We start from the raw sequence: 23,625 nt of genomic DNA, 5'->3' as shown, positions 1-23,625 counted from the left end.
GTGAACTATGGGTTTTAATAGTTTTTTAAGAACAACGGATATACTTCACAGAGCCTTGGATGTAAGCTCTTTGCGCTATACCGTTACATCGAACAACCTTGCAAATTCTGATGTTCCTAATTTTAAAAGGACTGAGGTAAATTTTGAATCCGAGTTAAAAAGAGCTTTTGATTCCGAAAAAAATGTAAAAGGTGCTTTTCAGCTTGCAACAACTCATCCCTTGCACATAAAATCAAATGAGCCTATAGATTATCGAACGGTTGAACCTGTGCGTGTTTTGGATTATTTGACTGCCGAAAAGGCAAACGGAAACAATGTAAATCCTGAAGATGAAGCCATGAAGGTATTGAAGATTCAAATGCAGTATCAGCTTTTAAGTATGATGGCAGGATTTCAGTACAACCAGGTACAATCGGTTTTAAAGTAGAATAAGGAAGCGGAGGAAAAAATATGGGATTATTTACAAGTATAAATATTGCAGCTACGGGAATGGGAGTAGAGCGTCTTAGAACAGATGTAATATCGAACAATATTGCAAATGCTTCCAGTTTGGAAACACAAGAAGGCGGCCCCTTTAAAAGAAGCCGTGTAATAGTCGGTCAAAAGAAAAGCGGTATCGACTGGCAGACTCCTTTTACTCCTCAAAATGTAGAAAGGGGAGTAGGCGAAGGAGTTAAAGTTCTTTCGATAGAAAAAGATACTTCCGATACCCGCTGGGTTTATGATCCAAGCCATCCTAAGGCTTTAAAGTACGGCCCAAAGGAAGGATATGTAGAATATCCCAATGTAAACATAGTTACCGAAATGGTTGATTTGATTTCGGCTTCAAGAGCTTATGAAGCAAACCTTGCTGTTGTAAACGGCGCAAAGGATATGTTCCAACGAGCCTTGGATATTGCAAGATAAAATGAACAATAAAGATGGGAGGAAAAAATGGTAAACGCTGTAAATGTTGCAAATGTAAATTCGGTACCGGGGCTTTTAGATGTTCCGAAAATTAATGCTGTTGTTACCGATAATTTTAGAGCCAAGATGGTTTCGAATACGGACATGATTGAGCTTGCCGTAAATAAAGAAGCTTCAAGTTTTGAGCAGACAATTTTAAAAGCATTCGACAGCATGAATGCAAAGCAAACAAACATGGACAAATTAGGAGAGCAGATGATTGTCGATCCCGAATCGGTCGATGTTCATGATATAACGATGGGAATGGCCGAAGCAAGTTTGTCGCTTAAATTAGCGCAAACTATAATCGACCGTTTGGTAAAAACTTGGAATGATATTACCACAACGAGATAAAAGATAGCCTCGCAAGACTTTAAACTTAAAGTCTTGCAAAGCTCGTTCAGTACATGGGGGGAAACATGAACGAAAAGTTTAACAATCTGAAAACAAAGTTTGGGACGCTTTGGGGAAAATGGACAAAGCTCCAAAAAGGAATCATCATCGGTGTAATTGTGATTGCTCTGGTGTTGGTTGTAGTATTTACTCGATGGTCTTCAAAACCGACATCGGTGCCCGTAATAGACATGGCAATAACCGATGTTGATCTGCGGGATAGAATAATCTTGCGAATTAACGAAGAGAACGTCAAAACTTCTATTTCATCAGAAGGCGTAATTTCCGTTGCTGACGAAGCAACTGCGAGAAGAATGAGGGCTATCTTGATGCGCGAAGACTTGATACCCAACAATACAAGCCCTTGGGCTTTCTTCGATGTTGAAAGATATTCCCGCACAGATTTTGACCGTGAAATCGATTTACGCCGTGCTATCACCGAAGAAGTTAGAAGACACTTAAAAGCCTTGGATGACATTGATGATGCCAATGTTGTAGTCCGCATACCCGAAAAAGCCTTATTCGAATCGGAACAGCTTCCTGCAACGGCCACCGTTGTTATTTATCCTGCACCGGGAAGCGATATTTCCAATAACCGCAAAAAAATAGAGGGTATTCAAAAGATGCTGAGGCTTGCGGTTCCCGGATTAAAGGATGAAGATATTACGATAACCGATAGTTCCGGTATTACCTTAAATGATTTTGAAGGCAGGCGGGATTCCGATCGATTAACTCTAATTGAAAAGCAGCAAAAATTTATTGCTAAACTCGAAAGACAATACGGGGCAAATATATTGATACCCTTACAAAAAATATACGGTGAAGACAGAGTAAGGGATATAAACGTTAAAATCGACATGGATATGTCGGAACGCTCTGCCGATACAACCGAAATACGCCCTACAATAATCAAACCGGATAACCCTGAAACTCCTTATGACGATTCTAAAGTAGTTGAATCGGTTACGGTAAGTTCCGAAAACGCAAGTACAATTTGGGAAGGAAGCGGAATAAACCCTCAAGGCCCTACGGGAACGGAAGGACAAACTGCGCCTTCGTATCAGGATACAAGAAATTTGGTCGGCCGCTCAACTCAGACAATTACAAAAGAAAATCATCTTGTAAGTTCGAGCCAAATAAAAGAAGTTTTTCTTCCTAAGATGGGAAGAAGAACCGTATCCGTAAACATAGATGGTCTTTGGGTAAAGAAGAAAGATGTTAACGGAAAATATATTATCAAAAACGGAATGATTGAAAGAGAATATAAATCTCTTTCTCCTGAAGAAATAAAGCAGGCCGAAAAAATAATTAAAGATGCTATAGGATTTGATGCAAGCCGAAAAGATTCGGTAAGCGTTTTAAACGTTATGGTTGACAGGTCTTCGCAGTTTGAGTTTGAAGATAGAGAATATTTTAAAGCTCAACAACGGCAAACGATATTCTTACTTTCATTGGCCGGTATTGCATTAATATTGTTGATCTTTATTTTGTATAGAATTATAAGCCGTGAGCTTGAAAGAAGAAAAAGACTTCGCGAAGAAGAAATGCTGCGTCAAGCACAGTTGGAACGTGAAAGAATGTTGTACGATCAACAGATGGCTGATGCTGATGTTTCAATGACGGTTGAAGAGCGCAGACGTCAGGAGCTTCAAGAAAATGCAATCAATATGGCTCGTGAACATCCTGAAGATGTTGCTCTCTTAATTAGAACTTGGCTCATGGAGGAATAATATGGCTGTAGCACCTGCAAAAGAAAGAGGCAGTACAAAAAAAGGTAAGGACATTAATTCTCTTACCGGAAGACAAAAGGCTGCTATATTCTTGGTATCTCTCGGAGGTGAAATCTCCGCTAAAATAATGGAACGTCTTCGTGAAGACGAAGTCGAAAAAATAGTTTTTGAAATTGCAAGAACCGAAACAGTTGAGGCCGAATTAAAGGATGCCGTTCTCCAAGAGTTTCAGGATCTGATGACTGCCCAAAACTTTATAACAACGGGCGGTATCGATTATGCACGGGATGTTTTGGAAAAAACATTCGGAAGTCAAAAGGCTATCGAAATAATAAACAGGCTCACAAGTTCTTTGCAAGTTCGTCCCTTCGATTTTATAAGACGTACGGATCCGGCTCACCTTTTGAACTTCATTCAGCAAGAGCATCCGCAGACGATAGCTTTGATTCTTGCATATCTTGAACCGCAAAAAGCATCGGTAATTTTGCAAAACCTCCCCGATGAAATTCAAAGCGATGTTGCAAGACGTGTTGCAACCATGGATACTACTTCCCCCGATGTTCTCCGTGAAGTTGAACGCGTTTTGGAAAAGAAACTTTCTACGGTTTCAAGTGAAGATTATACGGCAGCCGGAGGTGTTGACAGCATCGTTGAAATTCTTAACCTTGTTGACCGCTCTTCAGAAAAATCGATTATTGAATCTCTTGAAGATGAAGATCCCGATTTGGCAGAAGAAATCAAGAAGAAGATGTTCGTATTCGAAGACATTGTTATGCTTGACGATAGATCCATCAGTAAGGTATTGCGTGAAGTTAATAACGATGAAATGGCTAAGGCTCTTAAACAGGTTGATGCTGAAGTTCAAGATAAGATATTCAGAAACATGTCTAAGCGCGCCGGCGCCATGCTTCGAGATGAAATGGAATACATGGGCCCGATACGTGTTAAAGATGTTGAAGAAGCTCAGCAAAAGATTGTTTCGATTATCAGACACTTGGAGGATAAGGGAGAAATTGTTATCGCCAGATCCGAAGAGGATGAATTGGTATAAAATAAAACGGAGAATTGCTTATGGCTAAGACTATTTTTAGAGGCTTTGAGGTAAATAAAAACAGTAACGATGTAGTATTTTTACAGCTTAATAAAACTTTTCAAGAAGAGCCTGAAGAAATTATTGAAGAAGAAGTAGAAATTTATGAAGGGCCTACTATTGAAGATTTAAAAAAGGAAGCTGAAGATTTTAGACTCGAATGGGAAAAGCAAAAAGAAAAAATGCTTTCCGATGCTCAAGAGGAAGCCGATAAGATTATTCAAGGTGCGCAAAATGCCGCCTTCGATGAAGTAAAGAGGCAGACTGATGAGGCTCAAGTTATAGCACAAAATGCAAAAAAAGAAGCCGAAGATATTATAGCTGAAGCCGAGCAAAAAGCCCGCGATATAATAGCCGATTCCGAAAAAAATAAAGATTCGGTGAATCGGGATGCTTATAAAGAGGGTTTTAACCGGGGACGTGAAGAAGGTTTTAAGGAAGGGAACCTTGAAGTACAGCGCCTGACCGATCGATTGCATACGATAATAAATAAGACAATGGATAGGCGTCAAGAGATCCTTTCCGAAACCGAACAGCAGATTGTCGATCTTGTTCTTTTGATGACACGAAAGGTTGTTAAGGTTATTTCCGAAAACCAAAGAAATGTTGTTGTTTCAAATGTTGTTCATGCCTTGCGTAAAGTTAAAGGAAGAGGCGATGTAGTTATACGCGTAAACCTTGCTGATGTTAAAATGACTACAGAGCATACTCAAAACTTTATATCCGCTGCAGAAAACGTTAAAAATATTACGGTGGTTGAAGATTCTACAGTTGATCAAGGCGGTTGTATCATTGAAACCGATTTTGGCGCAGTTGATGCACGCATTGCAAGTCAGCTTAACGAACTTGAACAAAAGATTTTGGAAATATCTCCCATTAAGACAAAGATAAAAACCGGAAATATTTAAGGTGCCGATATGGTAGATCTTTTTGATAAATATACCGATGCCGTTGCAGAAATCGACCCGATAAAATTTACCGGCAATGTTGTCCGTGTACACGATAAACTCATTGAAAGTGAAGGGCCCATAGCTTCTGTAGGAGAACTTTGTCAGATTATTACCGATGATAATCCTGAAGGATTAAAAGCCGAAGTCGTAGGTTTAAACGGCACCACTGTGCAGTTAATGTGTTTTGAAGATGTACAAGGTGTAAAAATCGGTGACCATGTTATAGCCAGCGGCGAAATCTTATCGGTTCCTGTCGGAAACGTTTTACTTGGACGTGTTGTAGATGCTCTCTGTAAATCTGCTGACGGTAAACCTGAACCTTATTCTGCAATAAGATATCCTGTAGTAGCTCCTCCTCCCGATGCCATGACCCGTAAGCCTATAAGGCAAAGAATTGTCACGGGTATCCGTGCTATTGACGGACTTTTGGCAGTAGGGCGCGGGCAGCGTTTGGGTATTTTTGCAGGAACCGGAATCGGAAAATCTACCCTGCTTGGAATGATAGCCCGAAATACAAATGCAGATGTAAACGTTATTGCTCTTATAGGAGAGCGGGGCAGGGAAGTTTTAGATTTTATCGAGCATGATCTGGGGCCTGAAGGTTTAAAACATTCGGTAATTGTAAGTGCAACCTCGGATCAAAGTGCTCTTGCAAGAATAAGAGGTGCATATACCGCCACTGCAATTGCAGAATATTTCCGCGATCAAGGAAAAGACGTTATGCTCCTTTTTGATTCGGTAACTCGGTTTGCAATGGCTCAACGTGAAATAGGTCTTGCGATAGGTGAACCTCCTGCAACCCGCGGCTACACGCCCAGCGTTTTTAGTTCTTTGCCTAAACTTCTTGAAAGAAGCGGTACTTCCGAAAAAGGTTCTATCACTGGGTTTTATACAGTCTTGGTAGAAGGCGACGATATGAATGAGCCTATTTCGGATGCCGTGCGAGGTATCTTGGACGGTCATATCGTATTGGATAGAAACCTTGCAGAACGGGGGCAATATCCTGCCGTTAATGTTTTAAAAAGTATTTCCCGTTTAGCAAACAGAGTATCGGGGCAAAACACAAAAACAGCTTCAAAGCGTATGCGTACCCTATTAAAAGATTATACCGAATCCGAAGATATGATTAATCTAGGCGCTTATCAAAAAGGAAGTAATTCCAACATTGATGATGCCATAGATCACTATCCGCTAATTTATGATTTTTTAACACAGGATGTAGATGATCCTGCAAAATTAAAAGACACCTTGCAAAAACTTTCTGACATTACTGAAGTTGATATTCCTCCTGAAGAATTTGATGAAGCCGGACTTGGTTTAGGGGCTATAAAAAAATATGCTCAAAGTTCTGAAGCCTCTGCATTGTATGGAAACAATTCTGAGGTTTAGTTTATGAAAAGATTTGAGTTTAGACTTGAAAAACTTTTAAACTTACGTGAGTTTTATGAACATCAAGCAGAAATTGAATTGGCTCATGCTATTGCCCGTAAAGAACATATAGATCTTGAGTTGAAACAAATAGCTCAATTAAAAATTAAAACCGGAACCGAATTTAATCCATCTACAGCAGAAATAGATATAACCGAGCTTCATGCTGCTCAAAATTATGTTATTCTTTTAGACAAAAAAAGAGATGAGTTATTGGAAAAATTGATTTTTGCCGAGCAGCTTATTGAAGAAAAAAGAAAAACTTATATTGAAGCGGCATCGAAGCGTAAAGTAATTTCAAAGTTAAAAGAAAAAAAACGTGAATTATGGGAAAAAGAAAATATAAAATCTGAAGAAAAATATATTGATGATATTATTACCTATAAATTCGGTAAAAATCAAGTTTATTTTAATTAAGAGATATAATTAATCAAGGGTGAATATATGTTAAGTGTTTTTTTGGAGATAGTGTATGAAAGGCAGCTGCGCAAAATAGATTTAAAGACTCTCACTTCTTTTATCGATTTGATAAAAGAAGAAGCTTTGTCAAACGGTGCCGAATTTTTTCAGGTACAGAGCGGTTCATATTTTTTGTTTAAAAAAAAATCTGTTGCTTATGTGTTTTCTGCTGCGCGTTTTTTGTATAATTTAAATAAAATACTTGTATCATATAAAAGTAAAATTTCTGAAGTCAGATGTATAACTGATTGTTATGAAGAAGAAGTCTCAAATGAATTTCTATTGGAATCCGTATCATTATATAAGAAAAAATTAATACCTGAAGAAGGCCTTTTTGTTTCAACAAGTGCTTCGATTAAACTTTCAAAATATATCGACTTTAATACGGCTGCAGCTGTTGCCGATTCTTCAATTTTTATATGTGATAAATTCAAATTTTTTGAAAACATAACAAATACACAAGATAAAAATATAGATAAAAGTGCTTCCATTATTGTTCATCGTAATGATAGTTATTTTTGGGCTTTGTATAATTTTATTTTGGCTAATCCTCTGGACGAAACTTGCTTGGAAGCTATGTCTGCTGAAGATAAAAATTCTTTTTTAAGTACAAAAAATGTTTATACTTATTTAAAAAAGTATAGATTTTCAAAAGAAATGCCGCAATATTTTATAGATGCCTTTTTGACTAATTCTTCTATTTTTTTAAAGAATTATATAAAAAGTAAAAAGTTAAAATACATTAAGGTTTTTATAGATAATACAAACGATAAAAAAAATATAGAAGAAGTAGAAAAAATATATGCTGTTAATAAGTACATAAATATTCAGCCTTTAGATGCAGGGCTTCCGTCAATATATAACATACCGGATGATTTACTCCATTTAATATATATTATTTTATCTTCAAGTAAATATTTTTTTTATGATGAAATTACCGATTTTTTGCTTTCATTAAACAAAAGTAAAAATTTTTTTGATGATGTATATAATTGGATGTATTCGATGGGGCTTATCTTGCTTGAAAATAATATTTATGCTGTTCCCTATGGCTTACTCGAAATTATAGAAAGACGAATTACTCTTAATAAAAACATAATTGATGAACATATAGCCGAATTTTTATGGGCAAAATATAAAAAAGGAATTATAAGTGCTAATGCTGAAGCCGAAAAAATTTTTGAATCCTTAAATTTTAAATGTAAACCTGATTTTTTGCTTGCTTCGATATTTCATAATTATTCGGATTCATCTGTTGAAGGTCTCGATTTGAAAAAATATAAAAATGAAATTTTTTATGATGCATTAAAATATTATCAAAATTCGATTATTGCAAATATGGATGATAGTACTTCCAAATCTTATGCACTTATAAAAACGGCTATAAGTTTCTTTCAAGAAAATAAACTTGAGTCGGGAGAGTACAGAGCCTTTTCTTTACTTGCTCTTTTTCATTTGACTCAAAACAAAATATCGGATGCTATTACATATTTTTCTTATGCACTTGATAATGCAGAACAATCTCATGATACATCTTTTATTTGTGATGCTTTATTTAATATAAGCGTAATTTATTTTTTACAAAATAATTTAAAACAATCCATGACATTTTTAGATCGATTGGCTTGTGCTGTTGATGAATATTTTGAACAAGAGTGGAAAATTCCTTATCTTTTTATGAAAGGGCGTGTTTATTTACAGATAGGAGAATTTAATAATGCGGCTGAAAGTTTTAAATTGGCAGCGGATTTTGCCAATTTATATTTTGATAAACTTGAAGCTTTATGCCGAGCTTGGTATGGACGCTCTCTCGTTTATATGGGACAAATTAAAAGTGCGCAAGATATTTTAGTAAAATATGTCGACTACACGGATGATGCTTCATTGTTTTTGTTGGAATCTTTTTTATTCTATCCTGTTTTGCATAATGATTTGGAAAAAATGGATTTGGATGTATCCTCTCTTTATGATGAACCTTTTAATTCGGGTTTTGCCGAATTTAAGAATGTAAAATCGGGCTTTAGTTTTGTCGAAGATTTAGTTTGGTTTAAAATATATAATATGTCAACCGGAAAAAAAATATTTAATGCTTTTTACGACTATTATAGCTGTAAAATTAATTTTTCTGAAATGTATGATTTGGAAAAATGTAAAGTTTTTTTATCGAATTTGGAAGTTTCTGCTGTCGAGTCCTTATATCAAAATGATCCGTACTCTTCATTATACATGTATTTGTGTTATGATTTATCTGTCCGTCTTTACGGCGATAATTCTTCGCAAACTATTGCTTACCTAAGTAAAGCTTTTAAATCCATGCAAAAAAATGTATTGGCTATCGGGGAAAACGATATCCGTGATAAGTACATGCAAAATAATTTATGGAATTCAAAACTTTTTACGGTAGCCAAAAATCAAAAGCTTATTTAATTTCGAGATTTTTATGAAACATTTTTTTTCGGTTTTGTTATGTTGCTTTTTTGTTCATGTATTTATTTTTGCTGCAAATGATGATAAAAATATTAAAACTCATATCTCAAAAATGAGTATTGAAGAAAAAGCAGCGCAGGTTTTAATGATGAGCATTGAAGGTAAAAAAACTTTTCCGGTATATTTAAATTCTTATTTTTCGCCTTATTCACCCGGAGCTTTTATTTTATTCGGCTTTAATTTTTCTGATACACCTCAAGAGTCGGCTGCATATATAAAATCTGTTAAACAGTCAATACAAAAATTATCCAAAACAAAAGTATTTATTCCTCCTTTTTTTGCATCCGATTTTGAAGGAGGCTGGGTTTATCGAATCAAGAATATAGCTTCTCCTCTGCCTTCGCCGAAAGAAATAGCTGAAACATTTAATGAAGAAGATGCTTTATCTCTTTATGAACAGACTGCAAAACAAATATCTTTATTGGGAATTCATCTAAATCTTGCTCCTATTGTCGAAAAAATACAGGAAAAAAATGAAAGTTTTTTTGATAACCGCATATTTTCTTCAGATGAAGATGTTCTTGTAAAATATTCCCAAATATTTATATCCGGAATGGAAAAGGGCGGAGTAATTTCGACCGTTAAACATTTTCCCGGAACTGCTTCCGATCCTCATCTTTCAAAAAGTATTATTGATGATTCAGAAGATATTTTTTATAAAGAGTTTATTCGGCCGTTTAAACGGGTTATTTACGATACTGACGGAGTTGTTTTAATTTCTCATGCTGAAGTTTCCTTTATAGAAAAAGTTCCGTTTTGTTTTTCAAAAATCGGAATCGAAAAATTTTTACGAAACGAATTAAAATTTAAAGGAATGATTCTTACCGATGATATGGCAATGAAAGCCTTAAAAACTGACGGCCGCTCAACAGCCGATAACGTAATTTCGGCTCTGAGTGCAGGTTGTGATATGGTGATGTGTTCGGAGCCGAAATTTAAAGAATTGGTCAATGTAATTTCAAATAAAATAAAGCAGGATGCCGATTTTGCAAATCGTATTGATGATGCCGTATATAATATTTTAAAAATAAAAATAAAAATGGGTATCATAGATGAATTATGCATGCCTATTGAAAAAAATAAATTCGATAAAGAAAAATTTTATAAGGCAAAAAAGGCTGCGGAAGATATTTTAAAAAAACAAAAAAGTTCTAGGTAATATTTTTTTCGACAAAAATATGTTTTAAAATCATAGTAGAACACGATATCTTATTTCCGTCTATTATAATTTCGGCTAAACCGCTTTCTTCATTTTTATTTTCTATTTTAATTTTAGAATTTAATTTTAAATTTATCTTTTTATAGTATTCAAATTGAGCTTCGGAACCTTTAAGTCTTACAACTGAGTATTCTGTTCCGCATTTTAGTTTTGAAAGCTCCATATCGGTACGCCGATAGTTGCTTTGATTTTTTTTAGGTATTATTGCTCCATGAGGATCTCTTTTAGGTTTTCCTAAATATTCATCTATTTTATCGATTAAAATGTCGGAAGCTGCATGTTCCAAATTTTCTGCTTCATTGTGAACATCTTTTTTATCCATTTTCAAAGTTTTAAATAAAAAAGTTTCAATTAAACGATGTCTTCTTATAATATTGAGGCCGTATTTTTTACCTTTTTCAGTTAATCGGCATCCGATTCGATTTTGGTATTCTAGATATCCTTCTTTTTCAAGTTTTTTCGCCATAGATGTAGCAGTGCCGGGCGTAACATGTAATAATTTTGCAATTTCACCATTGGTAATTATATCTTTGTCGTTTGCCGATAAAAACTTAACAATGGATTTTAAATAATTTTCGGTTGTAATTTTTGATATTTCCACGCTTAATCCTTAAGTTTTATTTTAACTAAGTGTTTGTAATCGATTTTTCCGCTTCTTTTTTTCCTAAAGAAGATAAAAGCAATAAACCGTTTTCTTTTTTAATATATCTTAATCGCGTTGCTGCAAGTACTACTGTGTGAGCTTTTTTTTCGGACCAGTTAATATGTTCGCATAGATGCTCTTCCCGGCATTCCCTTGCCATGTTTTCTTCACCTTGGTGATGTAAAAGATGAACAATAAGCATTTTAACTGCAAAATCTATTTTCAATTTGTTTTGTTCCAATTTTCGTTTTATCAATCCGTCTTTTGGAGAAAATAAATAAACAAGTAAAAATAATAGTCCTGTCATTGATGCCATTGAACCCGATATACTGCCGTCAATTTTTATTGCAAGATAAAAACCGCTTATTGATGCCGCTGATGCAATAAAAATCGAAATGATTATCATATAAAAAAGACTGTTTGTCAATAAAAGAGCTGCGGCAGCCGGAGCAATCATCAGAGCCGTAACTAAAACGGCTCCTACAGAATCAAATGCACCTACGCAGGTAAGGCTTACTGCAAACATTAAACTATAGTGCATGATTGCAGGAGAAAACCCTAATGATTTTGCTAAGTTTAAATCAAAAGTTGTCAGTTTCAATTCTTTAAAAAATACTATGATAAAAATTAAATCAAATAAGAGAATCCCGCTCATCTGAACCAAACTTTTTGGAAGTGAAATCGTAAAAAAATTTATTCTGTCAAACGGTGCAAAGGCTAATTCTCCCAATAATACGGAATCCGTATCTAAATGAACGTTTCCGGCATATAGTGAAACCAAAATAACTCCGAGACTAAATAAAAAAGGAAAAACAAGACCTATAGCCGTATCGCTTTTTATAAGTTTTGTTTTTTGTAAAACTTCAGTAAATAAAACTGAAGCCATCCCTGCTATAACGGCTCCTATTAACGGAATACTTGAAGATAAACTTTTACTTATAAAAAATCCTAATACGATTCCTATTATTATTGAATGACTGATTGCATCGCTCATCAATGACATTTTTCGTAAAACTAAAAATACTCCGCAAAGAGCGCATGAAGCGGAGACAATAATTGCAATTAATATTATTTCCATATTCATAAGTTTAATCCTTTTCTTCTTTTATTTCTTTGAGTATTTTATTTTTGATGTGAATTTTTTTTAACTTTGCTTGAATAATTCCTCGATGCGGACTGAACAATATTGAAATAAGAGTAAAACCTGTTAAAACGCAAACTATCATAGGCCCTGTCGGCATTTTTAAAACTTGAGAAGAAATTACTGCTCCGCCCATTCCTGAGGCAGCTCCAAAAATAGCCGATAAAAAACACATTATGCTTAATCTATCTGTCCACTGCCTCGCTGCGGCGGCAGGTGCAAGTAAAAGTGCGCTCATCAAAATTACTCCGACAGACTGTATTCCTATAACTATTGTAATTATGATTAAAACGGTTAAAATTGATTCTATTATTTTGGGTGAAAAGCCGATTGATTGAGAAAATCCCGGATCAAATGTCGATATTTTAAGTTCTTTCCAAAAAAGCAAAACTGTTAGAAGAATTACTGTTTCAACCGTAAAAATCAATATTACGTCTTGCCCTGTTATAGTTGCAGCCTGTCCGAATATAAATTTATCGAGGCCGCTTTTTCCTGCTCCCGGTAATTTTTGAACATAGGTTAAAAGTAAAAAACCTAATCCTAAAAATACACCCAATACAATGCCTTGTGCTGCATCCGTATCTATTTTTGAGGTGTTCACAATACTGTTTATGAAAAATGTTCCTATAAGTCCCGTAAGACCTGCACCTATTAAAAGGGGAAACGTCATTTTTGAACCTGTGATTAAAAATGCTATTACTACGCCCGGAAGGGCTGCATGTGCAACCGCGTCTCCGAGTAAACTTTGTTTGCGTAAGACTGCAAAACTTCCAACCGCTCCTGATCCTATGCCTAAAAGCATTGTTCCCAAAAAAACATTTCTCAAAGTATAGTCGGCAAAAAAATTTATTATCTCGTTCATTTTTTTTCAGAATTGTAGGCTATTCTGCCTCCATAAGTTTTACGCAAGTTTTCTTCGGTAAAAATTTCTTTAACACTTCCTTCGGCTATTAATCTTACATTCAATAAGAGAACTCTATCAAAATAATCTTTTACGGTTTGAAGATCATGATGAACTACCAAAAGAGTTTTTCCGCCGGCTTTTAGTTCTTTTAAAAGTTTTACGATTGCCTGTTCGGTTGCTGCATCTACTCCCTGAAAGGGTTCATCCATAAAATAAAGATCCGCATTTTGAACAAGAGCTCTTGCCAAAAAAACTCTTTGTTGTTGACCGCCCGAAAGTTCGCTTATCTGGCGTTTTGCGAATTCTGCCATTCCGACTTTTTCCAAGGCTGATAGGGCTTCTTTTTTTTCTTTTTGCCCCGGTCTTTTTATCCATCCTAAATTCCCGTATGAGCCCATTAAAACTACATCAAAGACGGTTGTTGGAAAATCCCAATCCACCGAGCTTCTTTGCGGCACATAGGCTATCCTTTTCTGTTGGGATTTATACGATTTTCCGAATATCTTTATTTCTCCGGATGCTATGGGGAGGATGCCCATCATGGCTTTAAGAAGAGTTGATTTGCCTGCTCCGTTTGGACCGACTACAGCTTCCATTGCACCTTGAGGTACGCATACATCGATATCCCAGAGTACCGGCTTTTCGCGGTAAGCTAAGGTGAGGTCTTCAACGCAAAAAGCCGGAATTAAATTTTGTTTTGAATGTTCGTCACAGCACATGTTCATAAAACTATCCTTAAAATGTAACAGGTTTTTTATTTCTTTAAAGCATCTATTATTGTGTTTATATTATGAGTAAGCATTCCTATGTAGGTTCCTTCAAAACTGCCGTCATCGCCCATAGCATCGGAAAAAAGTTCTCCGCCGATTGAAACATCATAACCCCTGGCCTTTACAGCCTTTTGCAAGGCCTTTACGTTTTTTTCGGGAACTGAGCTTTCAACAAATATGGCCGGAAGTTTTTTCTCGGCAATAAAATCTGCAAGTTCCTGCACATCTTTTGCTCCGGCTTCGCTTACAGTGCTTATTCCTTGTAAACCTCGGACTTCAAAACCGTAGGCTCTGCTGAAATAGTTGAAGGCATCATGGGCAGTAACTAAAACTCTCTTTTCTTGCGGAATTTCTGAAGTTCTTTTTTTGATAAATTCGTCAAGCTCATCAAGTTTCGCAATGTAAACCTCATAGTTTTTTTGGAAAATATCTTTTTTTTGCGGAGCAAATTCCGTTAGTGCTTTATATACGGCCTCCGCCGCATATTTCCAGAGTTTTACGTCAAACCAAACATGAGGATCGAATTCCGATTCTTCAAAGGGCAAAAGATTTTCTTTCGGGATGTTTTCCGCTACCGCTACGGTTTTTCGGGTAGAAGATATCTTTTGCAAAACTTCTCCCATCTTTGCCTCAAGATGAAGACCGTTATAAAAAATAATGTCCGCTTTTTGAAGCTTTTCCATGTCTCCTGCGCTGGCTCTGTAAAGGTGCGGATCTACTCCGGCTCCCATTAAAGCTTGTACCTCTGCTTCATCTCCTCCTACAGCTTTTGTTATATCGGCAACCATACCTATTGTTGCCGTAATTTTTATTTTTCCCGAATCATTAGTTTGATTTTTTTGCTCCGCTTTGGAACAAGAAAAAAATCCCAGACTCAATAAAATAAATCCCATAAATCCTGCCGGTATCAATTTTCTTTTTGTCATGTAAAATCCTTTATTTTGATGTATCAAAATTATGATTATAATATATCGAAAACTAAAGAAAAGGTCAAGCCGAATCCCATTGACAAAGTTTTACAAAAAAAGCAAAATAAGATTTATGAAAGTTTCGATTTATTTTTTGTGTGTTATAAAAAAAAATTTGTGTATATTCTGTTTTTTTGTTTCCGCCTTATTTGGTTTTGCCGATTTTGTTTTTGATCTTAATCTTCAGCCTTATAAAAAGGCGGAGTTTTTTGCCGATGATCATAAGGTTGAACCTAAACTGCTTTCTTCCGACAAAACTATGGGTCGATTGACTTTTACTCTAAAAGATGAGGCCTCTACCTTTGTAATAAAAAAAGACGGCTTCCGTACTCACACTTTGAATTTAACTGAAAGCCAAAATAAAACTGCCTTTGTTGTTCTCTCTCCCATAAATTCAAAATACGATGTAGTTAAGGTTTTTTCCACTGGACGAAAACCTAAGAGTGTAACTTTTGTAAACGAAAAGACTGTTGCCGTTGCTCTTCTTGACGGAACGGGAATAGATATTATAAATATTGAAACGGGAGAAACAAAAAGAATTTCTCCTCCAAAAGAATATGCCGAAAAATTCGGTTTTGTGGAATCCTTGGTTTTAAAACATAAAAACGAATTATGGGTTAGTCAAATGCCGACAGCTTCGATTCATGTTTTTGATCTTACGTCTTTTGAATATAAAATAACTATAGAATCTTCAGGTACGTGGAGCAAGGTTATGGCTTATAATGCCGGCCTTGACAGAGTTTATTTGAGTAACTGGACTTCGCAGGATATAAGTGTCATAGATCCTTCTTCTTACAAGGAAGAAAAAAAAATAAAAACCAAGGCTGTTCCGCGGGGTATGGCTTTTTCTCAAGACGGAAAATTTATCTACTGTGCACAATTTGAAGATTCGGCAGGTAAATCCCAATGCAGGCTTATAAAAAAATCTTTAGCCGACTATAAAACAGTTTACGAGGGCGGGGGAATGGGTGCAAAGAGGCATATAGTTACCGACTATGAACGTAAGCTCATCTATGTTTCCGATATGAGAAACAATATTGTTGAAGTTTACTCCGCAGATAAAGATAAACTTCTTGCGAGCATAAAGGTGTTTTTTAATCCAAATACAATTCAACTTTCAGCCGATAAAAAACTGCTCTATGTTTCATGCAGGGGGCCGAATAATCCCGATAAGGGGTATTTGTACAAGGGTTATGTATTAGGCCGTCTCGATATAATCGACACGCAAACCTTTACACTCATTGAAAGCATAGAAGCCGGAAATCAGCCTACAGGTTTGGATGTTTCTCCTGACGGGAAAAAAATAGTCCTATCCGATTTTTTGGATAATCGGATACGGGTGTACGAGCTTAAATCTTAAAATTTAAGTTGAAATTCTATAAATAAAAACCGTCCGTTCTATTAAAAACGGACGGCTTGCGGTTGTTCTTAGTAACTTTTAATTATTTAAACTGATAACCTATACTCAAGCCGATATCAAGCATATAGCTGAATCCGGATTTTGGTTTTAGTGTGGGATGTAGTGCTTGTAATGCTTCTCCTATTGCGGGATTTTTTGCGGGAGAATTCATTTGAATACCGAAAAGACCTAAGGGGCGCAAGAAAAATTTTCCGGCAACAAATATATCTGCACCGAAACCTGCTACAAAATAATAAGCATTTAATGCTGCTTTTTGATCTGAGGTCATATACTCGCGAAAATTTATGCCGTCAGATTTTGCAGATGTGTTGAATTTAAAATTAAATCCTGCTACAGGGTATAATTTAGCAATTCCTACATTAAAAGGATATTTTCCAAAAAGTCCCAATTCAAAATAAGTTAATTTTAAATTCGGAATTGATTCACTTCCGGATCCGGAATCTGTTATTCCGCCGGCTTTAACCGAATAGGAATATGAAGCCTTAACTTTTCCAACATTAAAGGCCATTCCAAGTTTTGCCGTAAAATATTGGGCATCAAAAAATCCGTTTATGCCTAAAGAAGGTACTGAGGTCGAACTCTTTGCATCTATTGAAGTATTAAATCCGCCAATTTTTGCAGAGTCTTTGATTTTTATGGCTTGTCTCATGTAATTGAAGCTGATACCGACGCCTGCGCTTAGGTCAATAGCAGGCAACATTGTTGCAGAAATAAAGACCACAACACCAATACAAAATAATTTTTTTAATTTCATAAAAAAAACTCCTTTGAAAAATTATTTTTTATATTATTCAGAGGTAACAACCGCATTGCTGCCGGACATGCAAAATATCTAATGCAATTTATAATCGGCATCCTTCCCTCTCGAATAAGCCATGAAAATGAGTTTAATAAGATTAAAATATGTTTGTGTGTATTGAAATAGATTCCAAAATGAAATTTTAGTGTGCCATTTTGGCGCAGGGGGGGGTAACACTAAAAAGCACAGAATATAAGAAATACATAATTACTATAATCCTTATTGATGATATTTATATCATATAATTTTATTAAGGGCAATACCGTAACTTAAAATTATGCGTAAAATGTTTTTTTAAACCACTTGAAACATATTTTTTTTAAGTTTACAATATTATAAAAAGAAGCAGCAGATGTTTAATTTTGATAAAAAAACTGAATATGAAGATTTCCTCGAGCTTTTAAAAAAATCGGATTCTTTAAACGGCTTAAATTTATCCGGGCTGGAATTTGAAGGCTTGAATTTTTCAAAAAAATCTTTTACCGGATGCTTTTTTTCGAACAGTAAATTCAAAAACTGTAATTGCAGTAATTTACATCTTAGAATGTGTTTTTTTGATTTTTGCGAAATAGATTCCTGTAATTTTCAAAGTTCCGATATTCAGTTTTCATCTTTTGGCGGAGCAAAAATTATCCGCACGGATTTTAAGAATTCCGAGCTTTTACAAAATAATTTTAACGGAATTAAGGCTGAGGAAGTTTCCTTCAATGATTCCGATCTTTACAGTTCGCGGTTTATGTATTCGATTTTAAAAGATGTCTATTTTCAAAACTGTAATCTTAAAAAGACATTATTTTTATATATACAGGAAAACGGCGTTTCGTATAAATCTTCCAACACTCGGGAGGCAATTTTTGTTGAGGGAGACGAATTTATATGAAAGTTTATCTTCATTTTTCGCCTCAACTTTTTGCAAATACTTATCTTATAGGTAATGAAAAGACCAAAGAAGCTCTTATCATTGACCCTGCAAAGATTACGGAAAAAATTATACAACAGATTGAAAAAAATAAATTTGATCTTAAAGCTGTTTTATTGACTCATAATTTTGAAAGTCCCTATGAGACAGGGCTCAATACTATTTTAAAAATTTATAGTCCGAAAGTTTATGCCGGAAGCTGTTTTTCGGAAAACATAACGATAAACACATTGAGAGGAGACGGAACTATAGATCTGGCCGGTTATTCTGTAAGGTATTTTGCAATTCCGGCTCAATCATCCATGTTCAAAATTGAAAACCTTGTGTTTACCGGAACTTCCTTATCCGCAGGAATGATTGGTCAGACTACAAATGTGTATGCCGCAAAAACCTTGCAAGATATTTTAAAAATAAAACTCATGAACTTAGATGATAAGCTTATCATCATGCCGTTTTACGGTCCTCCTACTTCAGTGGGTATAGAACGTAAATTTAATGTTTCTCTTTTTAAAGATTTTGAAAGTAAATCCTTGTAAAATATGATGGAAACTTGGCTTTTTTTACCCGATAACCTCATGGCTATTCTCTACGAAGAGCAAAAATTAATTCAAAGTTTTTTGCCTTTTCCGTTTCGGAATGCGATTCCTTTTTTTAAGACAAAAGAAAAATTTGAATCTCTTGCAATCTATCCGCCTATTCTATCCGGATCATTGATAGTGCGGCCTTGTAATTCTCCTGATTCTTTTGAGGAAAACGGCGGTTTTGTTTTGGGAGATGCGGCGAATGAAGCCGAAAATATAATTTTAAAACTTGAAAGCCTAAAACCAAAAACAAAATTACCCGTCTTTTCGATTTTGAATTGCCGCAGCTGGTACTATGCAGATGTCGAATTTAATGAAGAAAAAAACGGCCTTTGCACATGGTGCATCAAAAATAAAGTTTGGCAAAAGGCCGTAAAATAATTGTCTTCTTTTAATAAGATATTTTTACACCGATATTAAAATAATGGTTAAACTCTTTTCCTTTTGCTTTTTCTCTCCAGTCTTTTAACTGTTTCTCGGCTTCCTCCATTATTTGTGCTTCTGTGCTTAAATTTGAGGGAGCAACTTTTCTATTATAAATATGCCTATTCACGCCCGGATTTATATTTGCTTCAAAGGTATAGCCTATTTTAAATTGCATTGACCCTCCCGATTTTAAAATCGGAAGATTAACTACACCCTCCAATCCAAGCTGATTGACATATTGAATTGTCTTCTGTGTTAAGAATGGAGTTGAGTATAGAAAAGCATGATGCCATTCATCTTTTATTACTGTAGGATGATTAAAAACCGACCCATCAGTCGAATAATTTTTTGTAAGATACTCTTTTAATATTATAGGATCTGTTACGCTTTCGGTAATATTTGCATGCCTTATAAAGGTGTTGTATAGATTTATGAAAACTCCTTCTATTGGGCGGAATTGGGTCTTCACATGTATACGGTCTGAGTTTGGATGTAAATTACTTCCCAGCGGAGAACCGTTATGTGTATAATTTTCATAATTCGGATTTTTATAATTTTCATGGTGTGCGTGGGTATAACAATATGGCGCAATGAATGTATAATTAGCATCCACAAATGTAAACCAATGATCCTTCGGCATCGCATAAGAAATTCCTAATTGTGAGGCTATTCTCCATCTTGCACTTTTAAATTTTATTATTTCATTAAAACCCAAATCATCGGCAAGTAATACAAAATCTATCTTTAGACCTTTTACCGGTTTTATTCCAAAAGTCAGTCCCAACAAGCTATTATCCGGAAACCTATAAATACTCTGTCCAAGAAAAAAGGCTGACAGCGGGATAAAATATATAGGCTCAAATCTTCCTCCATACATTATTAAATCTAAAAGTCCTATAGATATCCAAGGAAGAGGCCGAAAGCTGACTGAATGGCCTGCCAGAAACTTCTGAGGGAAATAGTTGCTTCCAAAATCATTTGATGCCGATATAGCTGAAAAAATCTGATTGTATGTAAATTTATCTTTGTTGATTACAAAGATAAATTGTCCTGCATGAAAAGCTTGTTCGCCGATTATAATATTGTTTTCGTCAAAAGGGCCGAAGGCGGCTCTGCTCATTCCTGCGGCTAAATAATATTCACTAGTTCCTATAGCAACTCCGGAGTTAAACATAGGTAATAGAGTGAATGAACCTACTTCACTGTTATCGGGCATAATATCTTTTTTTGAGAATTGAAATGCAGGTAAAGTTTCATTCTTTGGTACCTTATTTAACAAACTGAAGTTTACATGAGCCGAAGCCGTAAATATTTCATTCAGCGAAAAATTTAACTCAAGCAGTGGGGCAAAGGCAAAATCTTTTTGCCATCCCGGTGCTTTTATATTAAATTCCGTCATTCCTCCAAAATGAAAGATTCTGCCGAACAACCTTTTTTTATATTGTTCTGCTTTTTTTTTCTGGTTTTCAGTTCCTCTTTCGATAACGATATCTAAGATTCTTTTTATTTCTTGTAATGGATATGGCCGTATCGATGGTGCATCGTTTATAAGACCTGTTTTTTCCCAAAGACTTATATCTCCATATATAGGATCAAAAATATCTATAGGTGCTTGGCTGTATATCGCTATACTTAAAAACGATAATAAAAAAATAAAATATAATATTCTCTTTTTCATGTAATGACCTCAAAATTTAGCGTATACTATATTCTAAAGAAACAGAAAAGTCAATCGCATTTCCTCTTATTCTCCCTAAAGCGTTTGTCCAAGAAAAAGCTCCTTTTATTAACAAATTGTGTAGTATATTATAAGAGCCTGAGAGTTTAAGGGTACTGAAAAAAGCAGGAGTTCCGCTTGGGGTTCTCCAATTTAACCATTCGGGATGATTATTTCCCTCGGCTTCAGGATAGTATACACCTGAAGGTTTTTCTTTATTTTTGTCAAAAAAATTATCTTCATTTTCACCCTTGCATACAAGCCTGTAAGTAAAGGAAGTGGAATATGTTTTCGGATTTATAAGAGAGATTTGGGCAATGGCAGTAATTGTATCAGGGCCATAAGGATTTGAAATCCATGTGTATATTTGCGACTTATCATAGTCCAAAACTGATGAAGATATTTCTTGTCTTTCATGATAGTAACTTATTTTTTTATTTGAAAGAATATTGTACCAAGGATTTGCATAGATTCCTTCAATCGAAGATACAATGTATCCTATTTTTGTTGGGTAAATGTATTCTATACCGGCAAGACCTCCCAGAGAATTAGGGGTGTAATTTTTTCCGTTTAGGCCTCTAAGTTCTGATGGAGTTTGAAATTGGTTCATTCCAAATTGCCCGTATATCCTTAATCCTTTTGTAGGTACTGCATCTATCGTAATTCCAAATTGACTTCCTACTGCTCCATTTTTTGATTTTGGAGATGTACCAGGAAGGTAGTCTTCTTTCCATGCAGCGTGGCTGTGAAAGATCATCGCCGGATTTAAAAAACGCGGATCAAAAAAAGAATTGACTAGAACTCCTTCATGCAAAGTTATGGAAATTTGTTTTATAGGTCTAAAAGTAACTTCATGCATAAATAAAAATCTGGTAGGATTTAATTCTACAATGGTCACATCCAGTTTTAAATTTTTTGTGAATACGCTTCCCGTAAAATAATCAAAACGGTCTGCTGTATCGGCTATAAGCATACTTCCGCCCAATGTCCTTCCTAAATTTAAAGAACCTCGCCCGATATTTAGATTGAAGAAAGAACCGCCTATGGCTATCCCTGCTTTTTGAGGAAAATGAAAATCTATGTCTTTTCCTTTTAGCGGAATATTCAAAAAAGTATTCGAAAATTTACTTGCTGCAAAATTTTTGTTTAGGCTTAAATAGCAATAAGTATAAAAATAATTAGAAATTAAAAAATCTATAGGTACAGCCAAAGGGACGGGCATTTCATTGTAAGCTAAAAATTGATCGATTCGTGGACTATATTCGTTAACTTTATGAGCAAAACGGCCTTGAATGCCCAATTGTGCATTTATATTGAATTTTAGGATTTCTTGCTGAATGAGATATTTAGGAGTAATTAAGGCTTTTCTTGTATTTTCGAAAACTTTTAAACCTATGTTACTTAAATTTGAGTTATCAATAAGAGTGAATGTTTTATAAAGTTCGGCTCCCGATTGTGGTCTCTTATAGGAAAGTGGAGAAAATCCGTTTTCAACAGCCAAAAAATATACGGCATCATAAATATCGGTATCTTTTTCATAAAAAATTTTTGCATAAGGTATGTCGTACTCGGATTCATTTTCAGCCGCGAAGCCGGTTTGCCCTTTTTCGGTCATCAAAAAAACAACAAGAAAAAAAGCTAAGATGTATTGTTTAAAATTCATAATGCGCCTCTCATATTTTTAGTATTTTAACACAATAAGAAGTAAAATTCAATTATCCTTATTGACAACCCGCTCTTAAAAAGATAACCTATTGAAGTCAAGATGTGCCGGATGTCCGGTATTTGCAAATTTAGGAGGAAATGATGAAGAAGTTTTACATCGCGGCAAATTGGAAGATGAATATGAATAGATCCGAGGCCAAAGCTCTCGCAGAACAAATGAAAGCAGGTCTAAAAGACGGAAAAAACAAATATATGATAGCTCCGTCCTTTACTCTTTTGCAGGATGTTTCTGCCGTATTAAAGGGTTCCAATATTTTGCTGGGAGCGCAAAACATGGGCTTGGAAGAAAAAGGAGCTCACACGGGTGAAGTGTCCGTCCTTCAACTTTTGGATGTCGGAGTTCAAGCCGTTATTTTAGGCCATTCCGAAAGACGCCATATTTATAAAGAAACCGATGATCTTATCAATAAAAAGATAAAACTCGCATTAAAACACGGATTGGAAGTTATCCTATGTGTCGGAGAACTTTTGGAAGAACGCGAGGCAGGACATGCCGAAGCCGTATGCGAAAGGCAGATAAAAAAAGGCCTTGCAGATGTATCCGTAAAAGATTTGGATAAGATAACAATAGCTTATGAGCCTGTTTGGGCAATAGGTACAGGAAAAAATGCGAGCCCGGAGGATGCCGACGCAATCCATGCTTCAATAAGAAAGACTTTAGCCGGTATTTACGGCGAAGAAGCTGCAAAAAATATGATAATACAGTACGGTGGTTCCATGAAACCCGAAAATGCCGAAGGCCTCTTAAAAAAGCCCAATATTGACGGCGGCTTAATAGGCGGGGCAGGGCTTAAAACCGAAACATTCTTTCCGATGGCTTTGTTTTCTACTTGAAAAAATGAGTATAAAATGTTAGTATCTAAGAGCTGTAATTGTTGTTTAGCTTTACAGTATGATAAAATGACTTAAAT

The 23,625-nt window shown here is 35.3% G+C and carries 23 protein-coding genes; 15 read left to right on the top strand and 8 right to left on the bottom strand.

Going from position 1 to position 23,625, the window contains the following annotated elements; all coding sequences use genetic code 11:
- Window positions 1-7: 7 nt before the first annotated feature.
- From flgB to E4O01_RS07705, 10 genes are all read left to right on the top strand, one after another.
- On the top strand, window positions 8-427 hold the full coding sequence (flgB, locus tag E4O01_RS07750; RefSeq protein ID WP_253691454.1) for a flagellar basal body rod protein FlgB: 420 nt from the start codon (window positions 8-10) through the stop codon (window positions 425-427).
- A gap of 23 nt (window positions 428-450) precedes the next feature.
- Complete coding sequence (gene flgC, locus E4O01_RS07745) at window positions 451-906, top strand: flagellar basal body rod protein FlgC (protein WP_253684824.1); 456 nt, start codon at window positions 451-453, stop codon at window positions 904-906.
- Between the two features lie 27 nt (window positions 907-933).
- Entirely contained in the window at window positions 934-1,299 is a 366-nt protein-coding gene (gene fliE, locus E4O01_RS07740; RefSeq protein WP_253691452.1) for a flagellar hook-basal body complex protein FliE, read from the top strand.
- A gap of 65 nt (window positions 1,300-1,364) precedes the next feature.
- On the top strand, window positions 1,365-3,068 hold the full coding sequence (fliF, locus tag E4O01_RS07735; protein ID WP_253691450.1) for a flagellar basal-body MS-ring/collar protein FliF: 1,704 nt from the start codon (window positions 1,365-1,367) through the stop codon (window positions 3,066-3,068).
- Window position 3,069: 1 nt separating this feature from the next.
- Window positions 3,070-4,119 (top strand): flagellar motor switch protein FliG, encoded by a 1,050-nt coding sequence (gene fliG, locus E4O01_RS07730; protein WP_253691449.1) that lies wholly within the window; start codon window positions 3,070-3,072, stop codon window positions 4,117-4,119.
- Window positions 4,120-4,139: 20 nt separating this feature from the next.
- Window positions 4,140-5,066, top strand: coding sequence for a flagellar assembly protein FliH (gene fliH, locus E4O01_RS07725; protein WP_253691447.1), 927 nt, complete (start codon window positions 4,140-4,142; stop codon window positions 5,064-5,066).
- Window positions 5,067-5,075: 9 nt separating this feature from the next.
- Complete coding sequence (fliI, locus tag E4O01_RS07720) at window positions 5,076-6,497, top strand: flagellar protein export ATPase FliI (RefSeq protein WP_253691445.1); 1,422 nt, start codon at window positions 5,076-5,078, stop codon at window positions 6,495-6,497.
- A 3-nt stretch (window positions 6,498-6,500) separates the two neighbouring features.
- Window positions 6,501-6,953 (top strand): flagellar export protein FliJ, encoded by a 453-nt coding sequence (gene fliJ, locus E4O01_RS07715; protein ID WP_253691443.1) that lies wholly within the window; start codon window positions 6,501-6,503, stop codon window positions 6,951-6,953.
- Window positions 6,954-6,980: 27 nt separating this feature from the next.
- Entirely contained in the window at window positions 6,981-9,422 is a 2,442-nt protein-coding gene (locus E4O01_RS07710) for a tetratricopeptide repeat protein (protein ID WP_253691441.1), read from the top strand.
- Window positions 9,423-9,435: 13 nt separating this feature from the next.
- Window positions 9,436-10,641 (top strand): glycoside hydrolase family 3 N-terminal domain-containing protein, encoded by a 1,206-nt coding sequence (locus E4O01_RS07705; protein ID WP_253691439.1) that lies wholly within the window; start codon window positions 9,436-9,438, stop codon window positions 10,639-10,641.
- On the opposite strand, the gene E4O01_RS07700 is transcribed toward E4O01_RS07705, so the two are convergent.
- Genes E4O01_RS07700 through E4O01_RS07680 form a run of 5 tightly spaced genes read right to left on the bottom strand, consistent with a single transcriptional unit; the run spans window position 10,634 to window position 15,085 of the window.
- Entirely contained in the window at window positions 10,634-11,302 is a 669-nt protein-coding gene (locus E4O01_RS07700; RefSeq protein WP_253691437.1) for a metal-dependent transcriptional regulator, read from the bottom strand. The two genes, E4O01_RS07705 and E4O01_RS07700, sit on opposite strands and share 8 nt — an antisense overlap.
- A gap of 25 nt (window positions 11,303-11,327) precedes the next feature.
- A complete protein-coding gene (locus tag E4O01_RS07695; protein WP_253691435.1) occupies window positions 11,328-12,428 on the bottom strand; it encodes a metal ABC transporter permease in 1,101 nt (366 codons plus the stop codon).
- A 4-nt stretch (window positions 12,429-12,432) separates the two neighbouring features.
- A complete protein-coding gene (gene troC, locus E4O01_RS07690; protein ID WP_253691433.1) occupies window positions 12,433-13,347 on the bottom strand; it encodes a transition metal ABC transporter permease subunit TroC in 915 nt (304 codons plus the stop codon).
- Window positions 13,344-14,108 (bottom strand): metal ABC transporter ATP-binding protein, encoded by a 765-nt coding sequence (locus E4O01_RS07685; RefSeq protein ID WP_253695191.1) that lies wholly within the window; start codon window positions 14,106-14,108, stop codon window positions 13,344-13,346. The genes troC and E4O01_RS07685 overlap by 4 nt, the downstream gene beginning before the upstream one ends.
- Before the next feature lie 35 nt (window positions 14,109-14,143).
- Window positions 14,144-15,085 carry a metal ABC transporter solute-binding protein, Zn/Mn family gene (locus E4O01_RS07680; RefSeq protein ID WP_253691431.1) on the bottom strand — a complete coding sequence of 314 codons (942 nt, stop codon included), beginning with the start codon at window positions 15,083-15,085 and terminating at the stop codon, window positions 14,144-14,146.
- Between the two features lie 115 nt (window positions 15,086-15,200).
- Between E4O01_RS07680 and E4O01_RS07675 the strand changes: the two genes are divergently transcribed.
- Window positions 15,201-16,487, top strand: a complete 1,287-nt coding sequence (locus E4O01_RS07675) for a YncE family protein (protein WP_253691429.1) — start codon at window positions 15,201-15,203, stop codon at window positions 16,485-16,487.
- Window positions 16,488-16,569: 82 nt separating this feature from the next.
- On the opposite strand, the gene E4O01_RS07670 is transcribed toward E4O01_RS07675, so the two are convergent.
- A complete protein-coding gene (locus E4O01_RS07670; RefSeq protein ID WP_253691427.1) occupies window positions 16,570-17,301 on the bottom strand; it encodes a PorT family protein in 732 nt (243 codons plus the stop codon).
- Between the two features lie 397 nt (window positions 17,302-17,698).
- Between E4O01_RS07670 and E4O01_RS07665 the strand changes: the two genes are divergently transcribed.
- Genes E4O01_RS07665 through E4O01_RS07655 form a run of 3 tightly spaced genes read left to right on the top strand, consistent with a single transcriptional unit; the run spans window position 17,699 to window position 19,227 of the window.
- On the top strand, window positions 17,699-18,226 hold the full coding sequence (locus E4O01_RS07665) for a pentapeptide repeat-containing protein (protein WP_253691425.1): 528 nt from the start codon (window positions 17,699-17,701) through the stop codon (window positions 18,224-18,226).
- The gene (locus E4O01_RS07660; RefSeq protein ID WP_253691423.1) at window positions 18,223-18,801 is read left to right on the top strand and encodes an MBL fold metallo-hydrolase; all 579 of its coding nucleotides are present in this window, start codon (window positions 18,223-18,225) and stop codon (window positions 18,799-18,801) included. The genes E4O01_RS07665 and E4O01_RS07660 overlap by 4 nt, the downstream gene beginning before the upstream one ends.
- A 6-nt stretch (window positions 18,802-18,807) precedes the next feature.
- The gene (locus E4O01_RS07655; RefSeq protein ID WP_253719220.1) at window positions 18,808-19,227 is read left to right on the top strand and encodes a hypothetical protein; all 420 of its coding nucleotides are present in this window, start codon (window positions 18,808-18,810) and stop codon (window positions 19,225-19,227) included.
- Window positions 19,228-19,237: 10 nt separating this feature from the next.
- Here the strand turns inward: E4O01_RS07655 and E4O01_RS07650 are convergent, their stop codons facing one another.
- Window positions 19,238-20,950, bottom strand: coding sequence for a hypothetical protein (locus E4O01_RS07650; protein WP_253691420.1), 1,713 nt, complete (start codon window positions 20,948-20,950; stop codon window positions 19,238-19,240).
- A 16-nt stretch (window positions 20,951-20,966) separates the two neighbouring features.
- On the bottom strand, window positions 20,967-22,652 hold the full coding sequence (locus E4O01_RS07645; protein ID WP_253691418.1) for a hypothetical protein: 1,686 nt from the start codon (window positions 22,650-22,652) through the stop codon (window positions 20,967-20,969).
- A gap of 143 nt (window positions 22,653-22,795) precedes the next feature.
- On the opposite strand from E4O01_RS07645, the gene tpiA reads away from it, so the two are divergent.
- Complete coding sequence (gene tpiA / locus E4O01_RS07640; protein WP_253695189.1) at window positions 22,796-23,548, top strand: triose-phosphate isomerase; 753 nt, start codon at window positions 22,796-22,798, stop codon at window positions 23,546-23,548.
- The last annotated feature ends 77 nt before the right edge of the window (window positions 23,549-23,625 follow it).

The sequence above is a fragment of the Treponema sp. OMZ 790 genome (genome assembly GCF_024181285.1).
Lineage (GTDB): Bacteria > Spirochaetota > Spirochaetia > Treponematales > Treponemataceae > Treponema_B.
The sequence above is the reverse complement of the archived record's forward strand: the minus strand, read 5'-3'. Positions and strand labels throughout refer to the sequence as shown.